The organism is Ruegeria sp. BG6, from assembly GCF_056538465.1.
Genome location: NZ_JBQFTB010000002.1, coordinates 62,417 through 75,871, shown reverse-complemented (window position 1 = coordinate 75,871; position 13,455 = coordinate 62,417). Strand labels below are relative to the sequence as shown.

Annotated in this window: 14 protein-coding genes; 3 read left to right on the top strand and 11 right to left on the bottom strand. The window is 58.9% G+C overall.

What is annotated here, in order from left to right; all coding sequences use genetic code 11:
• Window positions 1-41: 41 nt before the first annotated feature.
• Window positions 42-1,082: an aromatic ring-hydroxylating oxygenase subunit alpha gene (locus ACR0JW_RS05335; protein ID WP_170678729.1), complete on the bottom strand. Its 1,041-nt coding sequence runs from the start codon at window positions 1,080-1,082 to the stop codon at window positions 42-44.
• 110 nt (window positions 1,083-1,192) lie between these two features.
• Window positions 1,193-2,245, bottom strand: a complete 1,053-nt coding sequence (locus tag ACR0JW_RS05330) for a LysR substrate-binding domain-containing protein (RefSeq protein WP_480713648.1) — start codon at window positions 2,243-2,245, stop codon at window positions 1,193-1,195.
• Between the two features lie 290 nt (window positions 2,246-2,535).
• On the opposite strand from ACR0JW_RS05330, the gene ACR0JW_RS05325 reads away from it, so the two are divergent.
• Window positions 2,536-3,552 carry a succinylglutamate desuccinylase/aspartoacylase domain-containing protein gene (locus ACR0JW_RS05325; RefSeq protein ID WP_170678724.1) on the top strand — a complete coding sequence of 339 codons (1,017 nt, stop codon included), beginning with the start codon at window positions 2,536-2,538 and terminating at the stop codon, window positions 3,550-3,552.
• 173 nt (window positions 3,553-3,725) lie between these two features.
• Window positions 3,726-5,036, top strand: coding sequence for a molybdopterin molybdotransferase MoeA (locus tag ACR0JW_RS05320; RefSeq protein WP_480713647.1), 1,311 nt, complete (start codon window positions 3,726-3,728; stop codon window positions 5,034-5,036).
• 120 nt (window positions 5,037-5,156) lie between these two features.
• Here the strand turns inward: ACR0JW_RS05320 and ACR0JW_RS05315 are convergent, their stop codons facing one another.
• Entirely contained in the window at window positions 5,157-5,366 is a 210-nt protein-coding gene (locus ACR0JW_RS05315) for a hypothetical protein (RefSeq protein WP_170678720.1), read from the bottom strand.
• Window positions 5,367-5,478: 112 nt separating this feature from the next.
• On the opposite strand from ACR0JW_RS05315, the gene ACR0JW_RS05310 reads away from it, so the two are divergent.
• Window positions 5,479-6,663, top strand: a complete 1,185-nt coding sequence (locus tag ACR0JW_RS05310; protein WP_170678718.1) for an alpha/beta hydrolase — start codon at window positions 5,479-5,481, stop codon at window positions 6,661-6,663.
• Window positions 6,664-6,780: 117 nt separating this feature from the next.
• Here ACR0JW_RS05310 and ACR0JW_RS05305 read toward each other — a convergent pair whose 3' ends face one another.
• Genes ACR0JW_RS05305 through napF form a run of 8 tightly spaced genes read right to left on the bottom strand, consistent with a single transcriptional unit; the run spans window position 6,781 to window position 13,243 of the window.
• Complete coding sequence (locus tag ACR0JW_RS05305) at window positions 6,781-7,038, bottom strand: hypothetical protein (RefSeq protein ID WP_170614021.1); 258 nt, start codon at window positions 7,036-7,038, stop codon at window positions 6,781-6,783.
• A gap of 14 nt (window positions 7,039-7,052) precedes the next feature.
• On the bottom strand, window positions 7,053-7,751 hold the full coding sequence (locus tag ACR0JW_RS05300) for a NapC/NirT family cytochrome c (protein WP_170614020.1): 699 nt from the start codon (window positions 7,749-7,751) through the stop codon (window positions 7,053-7,055).
• 29 nt (window positions 7,752-7,780) lie between these two features.
• Window positions 7,781-8,218: a nitrate reductase cytochrome c-type subunit gene (locus tag ACR0JW_RS05295; protein WP_170614019.1), complete on the bottom strand. Its 438-nt coding sequence runs from the start codon at window positions 8,216-8,218 to the stop codon at window positions 7,781-7,783.
• 12 nt (window positions 8,219-8,230) lie between these two features.
• Entirely contained in the window at window positions 8,231-9,148 is a 918-nt protein-coding gene (gene napH / locus ACR0JW_RS05290) for a quinol dehydrogenase ferredoxin subunit NapH (RefSeq protein ID WP_170678716.1), read from the bottom strand.
• On the bottom strand, window positions 9,145-9,963 hold the full coding sequence (gene napG / locus ACR0JW_RS05285; protein ID WP_170678714.1) for a ferredoxin-type protein NapG: 819 nt from the start codon (window positions 9,961-9,963) through the stop codon (window positions 9,145-9,147). The genes napH and napG overlap by 4 nt, the downstream gene beginning before the upstream one ends.
• Before the next feature lie 27 nt (window positions 9,964-9,990).
• Window positions 9,991-12,483 (bottom strand): nitrate reductase catalytic subunit NapA, encoded by a 2,493-nt coding sequence (gene napA, locus ACR0JW_RS05280; RefSeq protein WP_480713646.1) that lies wholly within the window; start codon window positions 12,481-12,483, stop codon window positions 9,991-9,993.
• Window positions 12,480-12,773, bottom strand: a complete 294-nt coding sequence (locus ACR0JW_RS05275; protein WP_170614015.1) for a chaperone NapD — start codon at window positions 12,771-12,773, stop codon at window positions 12,480-12,482. The genes napA and ACR0JW_RS05275 overlap by 4 nt, the downstream gene beginning before the upstream one ends.
• A complete protein-coding gene (gene napF, locus ACR0JW_RS05270; RefSeq protein WP_480713645.1) occupies window positions 12,770-13,243 on the bottom strand; it encodes a ferredoxin-type protein NapF in 474 nt (157 codons plus the stop codon). The genes ACR0JW_RS05275 and napF overlap by 4 nt, the downstream gene beginning before the upstream one ends.
• Between the last annotated feature and the right edge of the window lie 212 nt (window positions 13,244-13,455).

Sequence of the window (13,455 nt, the reverse complement as noted above, 5' to 3'; positions counted from 1 at the left end):
TATCTTGGGCGACCCGATACTAACGGACATTCCCGGCCGCCTCAGCCCTCCATCTTGGCATCGACCATCGCCTCTTCGGCGATCATTGCTTCCAGTTGGCGGCGGAACCGCAGCTGGCCTCCGTCGATGCTCAGGTCGATATGGGGGCTTTCCTTTTCGTCCATGCCGATCTGAACCTCTTCGAGAACGGCCAGGTCTTCTTCGAATGCGTGGCGGACATCCTCACTCATCATCCTGGAAAGCTCGGCGTCGTCCGGGCGGATGTTGCGCAGCTGAAACCAGTAATACCGGGTCTCGGTTTCCGAGGTCGGCGTCATGAAGTTGTAGCTGTCCATGATGAAGGTCCGCGCATGCAGCGGTCCGTCCGGCCCCCCAGTACCAGCAGGGGTGAAGACGGCCTTAATCAGCGCATGGCTGGGATAGTGCACTTCATAGTGCTGAAGCCGGTCGCAATTGCCTTCGAACTCGACCACCTTCTTGTAAAACGGGGCAGGTTCCACATCCATCATCCACCGATGCACGACGATGCCGTTGTCCTTTTTTGTAACCGACAGCGGCGTGTCCTTCGTGGCATCCTGCGCGAAAGAGCTTTGGTGCACCCACGCGACATGGGTTGGATCCAGCAGGTTGTCGGTCATGTACAGATAGTTGCACCTGATCTCCATCGCCGCACCACGGTTTATGCCCCAGTCGGGGTCGTCGTAATGCTCGATCTCGAAGATCTCGGAAGGCTCGGCCATGGCCGGATTGCCCATCCAGATCCAGACCAGTTCGTATTTTTCGTGCACGGGATAGGAATGCACCTTAGCCGAGGATGGGATGCGCCCTTTGCCGGGGGCCGAGACACACTGACCGACGCAGTCGAACGTCAGCCCGTGATAGCCGCATTCCACATCGTCGCCTTTCATGCGGCCTTTTGACAGCGGCAGTTTTCGGTGCGGGCAGGCGTCCTCCAGCGCGACAACTTCACCGGCCCGGGTCCGATAGACACAGATTTTCTTGCCCAGAACCCGGATTTGCCGCAGCTCATGAGTGATCTCGGAACTCCAGGCCGCAACGTACCAGGCATTTTTCAGAAACACGGTTCACCTCCCGCAGAATAGTTTGTTCGAGCTTTAGGAACTTATGTGCGGTGAATGCGGGCTTGTATAGTTTTGCTGCCTGTCTTGTTGTTCAGGAAAACTGAATCATTTTACCGATCTCTTGAGAAGTTTCCGAGCGATCTTGAGACGTCGCGTCCTGCCTGCAGAATCCAGACCAGAAAGCTGCGTGCCGTTCGTTCATCCAGCGCGCCTTCACCCCAGCAGACCAGATAGGGTCTGGGCAATGGTATTTCCTGTTCGGACAGGCGACACAGATAGCCCATCTGCAAGTCCCGTTGAACAAAAGATGTTTGTGCCAACGCCACGCCACGTCCCTGAATGGCGGCATCCAAAGCCAGGCTGGACAGCGAAAAGACGGCATCCTTCCGTCGTGGTGAGGCGTCGATATTGTTCGCTGCAAACCAGTCTTCCCAGTCCGGGACGTCTTCGAAGCCGGGCCCCCAGTCTGTGCACAGCAGGCGCGCGCGCGACAGTCCTTCCGGCGTCACAAGCTCGGGGTTGTTGCGCGCGAACTCCGGCGAGCATACGGGAAACAGGGTGTCCGTGAACAGTTCCTTTTGGAACGGGAAATCCCGCCCCTGATCACCATATGTAAGTCTGAACGAGACGCTCTGCAAATGGCGGTCCGGTTCCTGATGGGTGGAATCCAGCCGGATTGAAACGCCGGGATGCTGTTGCTGAAAATCGCCGAGAATCGGGTAGAGCCACTTGGACAGCAAAGATGGCAAGGCGCTTATGGACAGGCTCGTCTCACGCTCCATCCGCGCAAGGTAATGCTGCGCCCGATGCAGTGCTTCGAACCCTTCGGACAGGAACTGGTGGTAAACCTGTGCATCCTGGCGCAGAAAAACGCTGCGCCCCCGCCGGGCAATCAGCGCGCGACCGGTTTGTTCTTCCAGCACTTTGAGCTGCTGACTGACCGCACCGGGTGTGACGTTCAGCTCCCGCGCGGTATCGGCGACGGAATTGGTACGCCCAAACACCTCGAATGTTTGCAAGGCCCGGAGGGAGGGGAGGGGGGGGTCGACGCATATATACCGCTTGGCGAAGTTTAGAAAAACTGATTTGTGATTCAGGCTACCCAACTTGGTGCCAGAAGAAAACAGATCCAATTCAGGTATGAACACAAGAAGCGGCGCCATGACCGACGGCTTTCACCTATAGGCCTTAAGCAACATAGGTGGACACCAACCCGGCCGTTCGAGCTGGCCACAGATCGGATTTGGCGAAGAGCGGTGCCCCGGGGAGCTTCTGTTCAGGGCGCGCGCCCCGAATTGTTGATTGGCCAAAAAAAGCGACCCGATGATCACTGATGGACCAATGCAAGATCGAAACAACGAAGGCTTTGATCTTAACCATAAAGATGAGAGCATGCGCGCAGTGGTCGAATTCCGAGCCGCTGACAAACGTGACATTTTAAGAAGGTGCCTCGATGGTTCAGAATTGCCCGGTCCGATGCTCGCTTGATCTTGTAAGTCCGGGCAAACGGACCGGTTTCATCGACGTGACCCTGTCCAACGATGCGCTTGCTTTCAGCACCATTCGCGTTCCCATTGGCGTGTTGTGCGGTGCGGCCGGGCCCACGGTGTTGCTGACGGCTGGCAACCATGGGGACGAGTACGAAGGGCAGCTTATCCTTCACCGAATGCTGAGAGAGCTCGAGCCGGAGCAGCTGAACGGGCGCATCATTGCGCTGCCGGCATTGAATGCGCCTGCCGTGCGTGCGCGTACCCGTGTGTCGCCACTGGATCAGGGAAATATGAACCGGGCGTTCCCCGGGACACATGCTCCCGGACCGACGGCTGCTATTGCCCGGTTCGTGTCACATGAGTTGATCCCGCAATCCGACATCATTCTGGATTTTCACTCAGGGGGAACTGCGACGCGCTACATTGACTGCGCGTTCGTTTGCCTGGGGAATGATGCGGCGCTGAATGCAGACAATATTGATCTTGCGCGCCAATTTGGTGCCGATTTCACAATGGTAAGTCGAACGTCCGACGAGGGTGCAGATTTCGACTCGGAAGCCTATCGTCAGGGCAAAAAATTCCTGTCCTGCGAGCTTGGGGGGATGGGCACGATGACCACCCGCTCTTTCCAGATTGGCTGGTCGGGCTGCTGCCGTGTTCTGTCTAACCTAGGGCTTTTCGCAGTCGATGAGGTCATGACGGAACCCGCGGATGCTGCCATGACCCGTTTTGTTGATGTGGGTGCAGATTGCTCGCATGTCACCAGCAATTTTGAGGGGTTGATTGACCTTCACGTGCAGCTTGGTGACGAGGTCGGCAAAGGACAGGTCGTTGCGACCTTGTATGACATACACAACATCGGGCACCCACCTGCGTCATTGACGACTCAGCAGAACGGAGTCGTTTGCGTCACGCGTCGAAACCCCTTGGTCTCACCCGGTGATCACCTGCTGATGATTTGCGGGGACTACGCAATTTAGCCAATAGGCTGCGTGGGCCGACCGAGATTCTGCCGCAGACCGACAATCACAGCATGGGCATGGGGGACGTGTTCAAGCAAGTGGCGACGAACTGTGACCTATGTCAAGGACAGCGCTCGGGTCTCGGTGTCCATTGGGCGCGGTTTGTTGGCCAGGTTGCGACCCGTCCGATCATGAACAGTGTTGACGCTGATTTGCCGGGGTTGTCCTTGCATTCGGCTGAACCCGGAGAAACACAGATGGCTGATGGATGCGCCTGCGACCGGCACGCCCACATGTACGTGTCCGTGGCTGACGCCCTGACACGGGGGCTGGCCGCCGCCAATCCGATTGTCGAAACAAAGCCCGTACCGCTGACTGAGGCGATTGGCCGGGTTCTGGCCGAGGATTGCATCAGCAAAACTGACATGCCCGCCTTCGACAACTCTGCCATGGATGGCTACGCGATCCGCACTCGCGATCTGGGCGCGGGGCCGGTCTTTGATCTGCCCGTCGCCGGGCGCGTGGCCGCCGGGGACAGCGGCGCGCATCAGGCACCCGCAGGAAGCGCCTTGCGTATCTTTACCGGTGCGCCGGTGCCAAATGACTTCGATGCCATTCTGATGCAGGAGGATTGCGAGCTAACAAAAGGCGGTATCCGCTTCTCAAGTCGCCCGACCGCCGAACAGCATATCCGCCGCGCGGGTGAGGACCTGAAAGCGGGGGCACTGATCCTGCGTCACGGCTGCGAGATCGGCGCGCGCGAGGTCGCGGCGCTGGCCTCAGCCGGGTTTGGCCAGGTCAAGGTATACCGCAAGCTCAAGATCACCATCTTCTCGACCGGCAGCGAATTACGCCAGCCCGGAGAAGACCTTGGCCCCGGCCAGATTTACAACTCGAACCGTTATATGCTGCGGGCGCTGCTGGACAAGCGCTGGATCGACCTGACGGACATCGGCCCGGTCGAGGATGACCCGGTTTTGCTGGAACAGGTCTTGCGGCAGGCATGCGACACATCCGATCTGATCGTCACAACCGGCGGCGTGTCTGTTGGCGACGAGGATCACATGCCGCGCCTGTTTTCCAAAATCGGGGGTCAGACGGATGTGATGAAAGTGGCCATGAAACCGGGCAAGCCGATCATGTTCGGACGTCACGGCGATGCGCTTTATATCGGGCTGCCGGGCAATCCGGTTTCCGCCTACGTTACCTGGCAAATCATCGGGTCGCCAATGATGGCACGGCGCGCCGGTTTGCATCCAAGCCCGCTAGTGGCCGAACAGGCGGTGCTGGCGGAACCGCTGCAGCGTCATCCCGGGCGGCAGGAATTTCGCCCGGTGCAGATCCGGGGCACAGCTCCGGACGGCAGGCCGCGCCTGCACCTGATGGCGCCGTCCTACAGCGGGCGCGTGGCGTTGCTGGCGCAGGCGGACGGGTTGGCCATTATCCCTGCGGATGTCGAAACCCTACCAGAGGGGTACGCGCTGGAACTGTTGCGGTTCTGAACGCTCGGTGCCCGAGCTGAAGGTTGTGTCCCTATTGTGTGTCAAAAAGCGGTGGCTTGATCCTCTGGTGGGGAAAAAATCAAGCATTCTCTGTACTTTCCACTAGTGCTGCGAGCTTCATCAACCAAGACCTTGGGCAAGCTTCTTCAGCTCACATTGTGGGGCCACCAATCGTTCTGCCAGCGCGACATTGTCCTCCATCAGCGCGCGGCAAATCTCTTCCTCCAATTGGTTTGCAAGTCGCAGCAACAAAGGCGCGACTTCGTTGGCTCCGTTGTTGTTGCCAGAGGCTCCGGTTTGACCCAGTTTGTTCGTTGATACTTGTGGCATAGCGCGAATTCCCGATTGGCTCTCCGGAACAGGGTATCCGCATGAACTTGGTGATGCCGTTGACTTATCGTTGATGTATCGTTGAATCTTGCAGGCAGTGTGGGAGGAGCACATGCGGCGATGGGTATTGAATCTCAAGGATGGCAAATTGTCATCGGGAAAGGATCAATCGACACTATCGCCAAAAGCTACCGAAGTACTGGAGTACATGATTTCCAGGGCCGGTATGGTTTTGTCTCGGGAAGAAATACTTCAGGCCGTATGGCATGGCTTGTTTGTGAACCCGGATCTTGTGCGCGAGTACATTTTTGAGATCCGAAAATCGCTCGGGGATGACGCAAAAAATCCAAGTTACATTGAGACTGTAGGCCGGCGTGGATTTCGGCTGATCGGACCAGTTTCCGTCCAACACGGTGAAGATCAGGCTTCGTACTCTGCTCTTTCCCCGGCGCAACCCAACCCATTGCCTTTGGTGAAATATTGTCGTTCCAACGACGGGACCTCCATCGCGCATACTGTTTCCGGCGAAGGGTATCCGATGTTGATTTCCGGAAGCTGGATGACCCACTTGGAACAAGACTGGCAAAACCCTGCTTACGGCGATTACATTCGACACCTTTCGGATAAGTTTACGGTCATTCGCTATGACCAACGGGGGAATGGTCTGTCCCAGTGGGCGGATGTCGACATCAGTTTTGAGCGCATGGTCGACGACATGGAAGTCGTGATCGATGCCTACGATTTTGAACAAGTAGCGATCCTGGGTTTGTCGCAAGGTGCATCTGTTTCCTTGGCATATGCGCTGAGGCATCCGGAACGAATTTCGCATCTTGTACTAAGTGGAGGGTATTCAAGGGGGCGCAAACATCGCGGCAACGAAGCCGAGATTGAAGAAAGCGAAGCTCTTGTCAATTTAATCCGCAACAGCTGGGGAAACGAAAACCCCGCAATCCGGCAAATCCTGACCACGATGTTCATGCCGGACGCTACAAAAGCAGAAATGCAGTGGTTCAACGATTTCCAAAAGCTCTGCGGACCAGCCGAGAATATTGCTCAGTTTCGCGCTTTGTTTGACGACATTGACGTGAGCAACCTGTTAACAGAAATCTCATTGCCGACCTTGGTTCTTCACAGCGACAGGGATGCAGTGGCACCGCTTTCGGAAGGGAAAATACTGGCTTCCCAGATTCCGGATGCTTCATTCGTGCAACTGGATAGCCCCAACCACTTACTTTTTTCGTCAGAACCAGATTTCGAAAGAATGATTGCCAGCATCGAGAGCTTTGTTCGGTCCTGATGCTTAAACTTGATGAGTTGTCGTTCCTTTTCCGACAGTTGCACAACAGGCCTGCCAAGAAACACCGCTTCAGCCCGGCGCTCTGAGAAATTCAGACGCCGGGCCGCTTGGCTCGGATCAGGCGGTTGCGCCCTTTATGCGGATGGCACTGCCCACCGCGCCCGCGCAAACGCCGACCGCGATGGCAATCATCAGTTCCAACACTTCGACATGGGCAAACTGCCATTTGGCAAAAACCAGTGTCTCCAGCACGCCGACCACACCGCCCATGACCGCGCCCAGCCACAGCTTGCGGGTCATCATGCCAAGCGCCAAACCCAGAATGCCGGGCAGGCTGAGGATGTTGCCACCGATGGTTCCAAGTAATTCAAGCATATGTCGAGCTCCTCTCAGTCTGCCCGTTTGGCCAGAAACGACCGGATTTCGTCACTGCCTGCCGAGGCGTGCTGCTGCAGGTTCTGCGGCGCCTCGTCCAGTTCGGCAGTGATGTCCTGATAGGTTTCCAGATAGTTGGGCGGCAGACTGTGGGCGATGCCTTGGTGGCAGTCGATGCATGTCATGCCGGAATCGATGGCGCGCTGATGCTCGGACGCGGCGCGGGTTTCCTGAAGGGTGAAGTCCATATACTCGAAATTGTGACAGTTGCGGCATTCACGGCTGTCGGATTCCTTCATTTTCTTCCACACCGCCGAAGCCATGCTCAGACGATGGTCTTCATATTTTTCCGGGGTGCTGATGGTGCCGGCCAGCTCGTGATAGACGTCCTTGACAGCCATGATCTTGGCTTTGATCTTGTGGTTCCATTCGTGCGGCACGTGGCAGTCGGAACAGATCGCGCGCACGCCCGAGTGGTTGTTGTAGTGGATCGTCTCGCGGTATTCACCCAGATTGGTTTCCATCGTGTGGCACGAGGTGCAGAATTCCTCGGTATTGGTCAGTTCCAGCGTCCAGTGGAAACCGCCCCAGAACAAGATACCGGCCAGAAAACCTGCCAAAATCAGAAAGCCCGAGCTGAACATCACAGCCGGGGTCCAGATCGCGTTCCAGAGGCGGCCAATCCAGCCGCGATTTTCGGGGGAGTCTGCCATATCGGTGCTCCTTTCAAAGATGCGTTGGATCAGTTGCCGGAAGAAGGTTCGAATTCATTGTCGACCAGCGCCGGAGTGTCGGCCTGCGGCACGTGGCACTGATTGCAGAAATACCGTGTGCCCGCGATCCGGTCCAGTTCACGGCCTTCGCGGTCCAGGTAGTGGGTCATCGAAAGGGTCGGTGCGTTGCGTTCGCCCGCTTTGGTCCAGTCGTGACAGGACAGGCACTGATTGGTGCGCAAGTCGATCTGGTATTGTTCAATCGAATGCGGGATCAGCGGTGGTTGCTGGCGATAATTCCGCTGCATGCGTCCTTCGACATTGCGATGGACCTGATCGAGGACCACTGGTTCATCCACTTCGGCTCCGCGTAGCGAATTCACCTGAGCGGACTGCGCCAGAGCAAACCCACTCAGGAGCAAAACGGGGATCAGGGCAATTCCGCCTGTCAGGATTGGTCTATTCATCATGGCACTCCCTTAGATAGGTCTGGCGGCGCGCGGCTTGGGCGCGGCGGCTGGATCGGCAGGCGCGACGAGGGCCTCGTCGAACCGGTGAGTAAATTTGAAGACATCGACCGCGCACACATCAATGCAACGGCCACAATTGGTGCAGTCAGGCGACAAGATCAGTGGGCTGGATCCCGGCTTGCCCTTCAGCGCGGGCGAGATCACCTGGTTTTCCGGGCAGACCGCATAGCAGTCTATGCAATCATCACAGGCAGCGCGGTTGCTGGCGCTGACGCGCAGCAGGCTTTTTGTGCCGATCAGGCCGTAGAAAGCCCCGACCGGGCAGAAATGACCGCACCAGCCATGGCGTGCGACCAGCAGGTCAAACACAAAGATCGCGGCGATCATGGCCCAGACAAATCCCATGCCGAAGATCAGGCCCCGGTGCAGCATGGTGATCGGATTCACGATCTCCCACGCAATCACGCCGGTCAGGCCCGAGACGATCAGGACTGTCGCCAGAACCCACAGACGGGTGCTGCGCTTTGGCTGCCAGCCCTTCGGCAAGTCCAAACGCCGATGCAGCCAACTGGCGGCATCAGTCACCGGGTTGATCGGACAAACCCAGGAACAATAGACCCGGCCACCGATCAGCGCGTAAGTGACAAGCACGATCAACCCGCCAATCAGTGCGGTCAGTTCGGGCCAGTGGCCTGCGACCATGCTTTGCAGCAGGATCAGCGGGTCGGTCAGCGGTAGAACGCCCAACGTCAATGATCCGGCCAGGTTGCCCTGAACGATCCAGATGCCAAACCACGGCCCCAGCAGGAACAGCACCAGAAAGAACACCTGGCTTGCCCGGCGCAACAGCAAAAAGCGATGCGCGCCGATCCAGCCCTTGGCCTCTATCGCCTCTTGGCCCACAGGTATCTGGATGCTGGCGCTCATTGTCCCACTCCCGGCAGGTTGTATTCGGGCGCAAACCCTCCGGGTGTGACCAGATTGTCGGTGCCGGGCCCCGGCAGGCGGTCGGGCAGGTCAATGATGCCTTCGACCAGCGGAGCGCCCTTGGCAGCCTTTTCTTCCCAGCCCTTGCGGTAGTGATCCGCCGCGCTGCCACGCGCCAGACGGGCTGGAAGCACCTTTATCGCGGCTTCCGGCAAAACGCAGCTTTTCTCGCATACGCCGCAGCCGGTGCAGCGGTCCGCATGAACCGTCGGCGCAAAGATCGCGTGGCTGCCCGAGCGGGTATTGTGTGACGGCTCAAGCGTGATGGCCTCATCAATGACGGGGCAGACGCGATAGCAGACATCACAGCGCAGGCCGAGGTAGTTCAGACAATTCTCCTGATCCACCAGCACCGCCACGCCCATCTTGGCATCGTCGATATTGTCAAGCGACGGGTCCAGTGCGCCGGTCGGGCAGGCGGCGACGCAAGGAATGTCGTCGCACATCTCGCACGGCACATCGCGGGCGGTGAAATACGGCGTCCCGGTGGCGCCGGAATCCGAGCCCAGTTCCGCCAGTTTCAGCGTATCGTAAGGGCAGTCCCGAACGCATAACCCGCAACGGATGCAGGCCGACAGGAAAATCTCTTCGGGCAGCGCACCGGGCGGGCGCAGGGCCTCGGCCGGCAGGCTGCGCGCATCGCGCGCCAGCCAGGCCAGCAACGATCCTGCAACCACGCAGCCGCCCGCCGCGCGCGCCGTTCCCTGCAGGAAACGACGCCGTTGCGGCGAAATAGGTGTGCCGGCAAGGGACATGGGGACTACCTTCGCGATCCGTGCCGGTTACGCGCGCTCGACCTTGCAGGCGCATTTCTTGAAGTCGGTCTCCTTCGAAAGCGGGCAGGTCGCGTCCAGCGTCAGCTTGTTGGTCAGCTGGCCCTCGTCGAACCACGGCATGAAGACCAGACCACGTGGAACCTTGTTGCGCCCGCGGGTCTCGACCCGGCTTGTGACTTCGCCGCGACGGGTGGACAGAACGATCTCCTGACCACGGCGCAGACCCCGATCCTTGGCATCCTGCGGATGCATGTAGACCACGGCCGCCGGATAGGCGCGGTGCAGTTCGGGCACCCGGCGGGTCATCGAGCCGGAATGCCAGTGCTCCAGCACGCGACCGGTGCACAGCCACAGGTCGTATTCCGCATCCGGCTCCTCAGGGGCGGGTTCATACGGCGCAAAGATGATACTCGCCTTGCCGTCAGGCTTACCATAGAACTTCACGCCTGCGCCTTCGGGCACATACGGGTCATAGCCTTCGCGGAAACGATAGAGCGTTTCCTTGCCGTCCACGACCGGCCAGCGCATGCCGCGCGCCTGATGGTACATTTCGAATGGTGCCAGATCGTGGGCATGGCCACGTCCGAAATCGGCATATTCCTCGAACAGACCCTTCTGGACGTAGTATCCGAAATGCTCGGCATCATCGTTGTCGAAACCTTCGGCAGTTTCCGACAGCGGGTACTGGTCGATCTTCCCGTTGGCATACAGCACGTCATACATGGTCTTGCCGCGATGTTCCGGCATGGCAGCCAGCAGTTCCTCGCCCCAGACCTCCTCGACGGTGAAGCGTTTCGCGAATTCCATCAGCTGCCACAGGTCGGACTTGGCCTCACCCGGGGCCTTGACCTGCTGCCGCCAGAACTGGGTGCGGCGCTCGGCGTTGCCATAGGCGCCTTCCTTCTCGACCCACATGGCGGTTGGCAAGATCAGGTCGGCGGACAGGGCGGTAACGGTGGGGTAGGGGTCCGACACGGTAATGAAGTTTTCCGGGTTGCGATAGCCGGGGTACCCTTCTTCGTTGATATTCGGCGCGGCCTGCATGTTGTTGTTGCACTGCACCCAATAGGCGTTCAGATCGCCATCCTTCAGTTTGCGATTCTGAAGGACAGCGTGGAAGCCCGGTTTGGGCGGGATGGTGCCCGCAGGCACGTTCCATGCGGTCTCGCAGATCTCGCGGTGCTTGTCGTTTGTCACCACCATGTCGGCGGGCAGACGGTGGGCAAAGGTGCCGACCTCGCGCGCCGTACCACAGGCCGAGGGCTGACCGGTCAGCGAGAAGGGCGAGTTGCCGGGTTCGGAAATCTTACCAACCAGCAGGTGCACGTTGTACATCAGCGAGTTCACCCACGACCCGCGGGTATGCTGGTTGAACCCCATGGTCCACAGGCTCATGACCTTGCGGTTCGGATCGGCATATTGCTGGGCCAGCTTCTCAAGCTTTTCGGCGGGCACACCGGACAGTTCCTCGGTGTATTCCAGCGTGTATTCCGACACCGCTTCGGCATATTCCTCGAAGCTGATCGGTTCCATCTTGCCGACGTTGGGGTTCGCTGCCTCTTGCTGCAGCGGGTGGTTGTCGCGCAGACCATAGCCGATATCGGTGGCAGTCTTGGTGATGTTGACGTGGTTCTTGACGAATTCCTCGTTCACCGCGCCGTTCTGGATGATGTAGTTGGCGATATAGTTCAGGATCGCCAGGTCGGTCTGCGGGTTGAACACCATGCCGTTGTCGGCCAGCTCGAACGAGCGGTGTTCGAATGTCGACAGAACATGTACCTCGCACCCCGGCTTGGTCAGGCGCGTATCGGTCAGGCGCGACCACAGGATCGGGTGCATCTCGGCCATGTTCGACCCCCACAGCACGAAGGTATCCGCGTGCTCCAGATCGTCATAGCAGCCCATCGGTTCGTCGATACCGAAGGTGCGCATGAAACCCACAACGGCCGAGGCCATGCAGTGCCGCGCATTCGGGTCGATGTTGTTCGACCGGAACCCGGCCTTCATCAGCTTGGCGGCGGCATAGCCTTCCCAGACCGTCCACTGACCGGAACCGAACATGCCGACACTGGTCGGACCTTTCTTGGCCAGCGCTTCTTTCCACTTGGCGGCCATCACGTCGAAGGCTTCGTCCCAGCTGACCGGCTCGAATTCGCCGTTCTTGTCATATTCGCCGTTTGACTTGCGCAGCAGCGGAGTTGTCAGGCGGTCATTGCCGTACATGATCTTGGACAGGAAATATCCCTTGATGCAGTTCAGGCCCCGGTTGACCGGCGCGTCCGGGTCACCTTGCGTGGCCACGACGCGGCCATCCTTGGTGCCGATCAGAACCGAACAGCCTGTGCCGCAAAACCGGCAGGCCGCCTTGTCCCAGCGAATATCAGGCGTTGCCACCTGGGCATCGGCCTGTCCGGCGGCCATTGGAATACCTGCGGCCGAAGCAGTGGCTGCCGCGGCTGAAGCTTTTAGAAAAGTCCGGCGAGATTCAGAGATGGTCATTGCATGGGCCTCCTGCTGGTCGGTTGGCTTGGGGCATCAGGACGCGGATAGCTTTCCGCGAGATCCTCGAAATGGTGATAGGTCAGCGTCAAAGAGATCACTCCGGGGATCTGGTGCAGATCCATGATGATCTCGGACGCCATACGTGCGGGCGTATCTTCTACGACAACGACAAAGCGGCCGTCGTCGGTTGCGGCGTGAACCTCGACCCCCGGCGTGTCTTCCATGACCTGGCGCGCTGTGCCGGTGCTGTCCGGGGCAACGTGAACAAGGCAACCGCAGATATTCATTGCAGTGTCTCCGGGTGTAAGGTTGCAGGGCGTTCAAATCTGACCGCATCGGCGGGGCAGGACGTGGCGCAGCCGCCGCATCCGGTGCAGGTCTCGGTATTCAGAACCGGTTCCGCCTTGCCGCCAGGCATCAGCTTGAACCGGATCGAGCCTTCATCGCAACTGTCCTGGCAAATGCGGCAACTGATCCCGTTCAGTGACAGGCAAGCGCTGGCGACGATAGATGCGCGCCAGGGCCAGTCGGCCATGCGATCAGCGATCAGGGCGCCCGTCTGGCAGGCTTCCACGCAATCGCCGCAGAACGTGCACGCCCCGTCCGTCATCCGTAGCGTCGGGTATCCACCCGCGCTGAGCGAAATGACATCTTCGGGGCAGGCGTCCAGACAATCACCGCAGGCGGTGCACAGGTCCAGAAACCTGCTTTCCACCGCGCCCGGAGGCCTGATGGCACCGGGGTCTTCGCGGAGCATGCGCCCACTTAGAAAAGCGCGTCTGCTGGTTGGCTGACTCATGCGTTGCTGACCTGCGTTTCTGGGGGCAGGTGATCCTGCCCGGATTCGCTTGCTAGCGCATTTTCACAAGACCGGAGTTGATCCAGATCATGTTTTTTGGGAACCGTTTCTCCGGCTTGCAAAAACAAGGCAGACACGCCCAAGAGCGGTTGCCGAAGTATCTGCTTGTT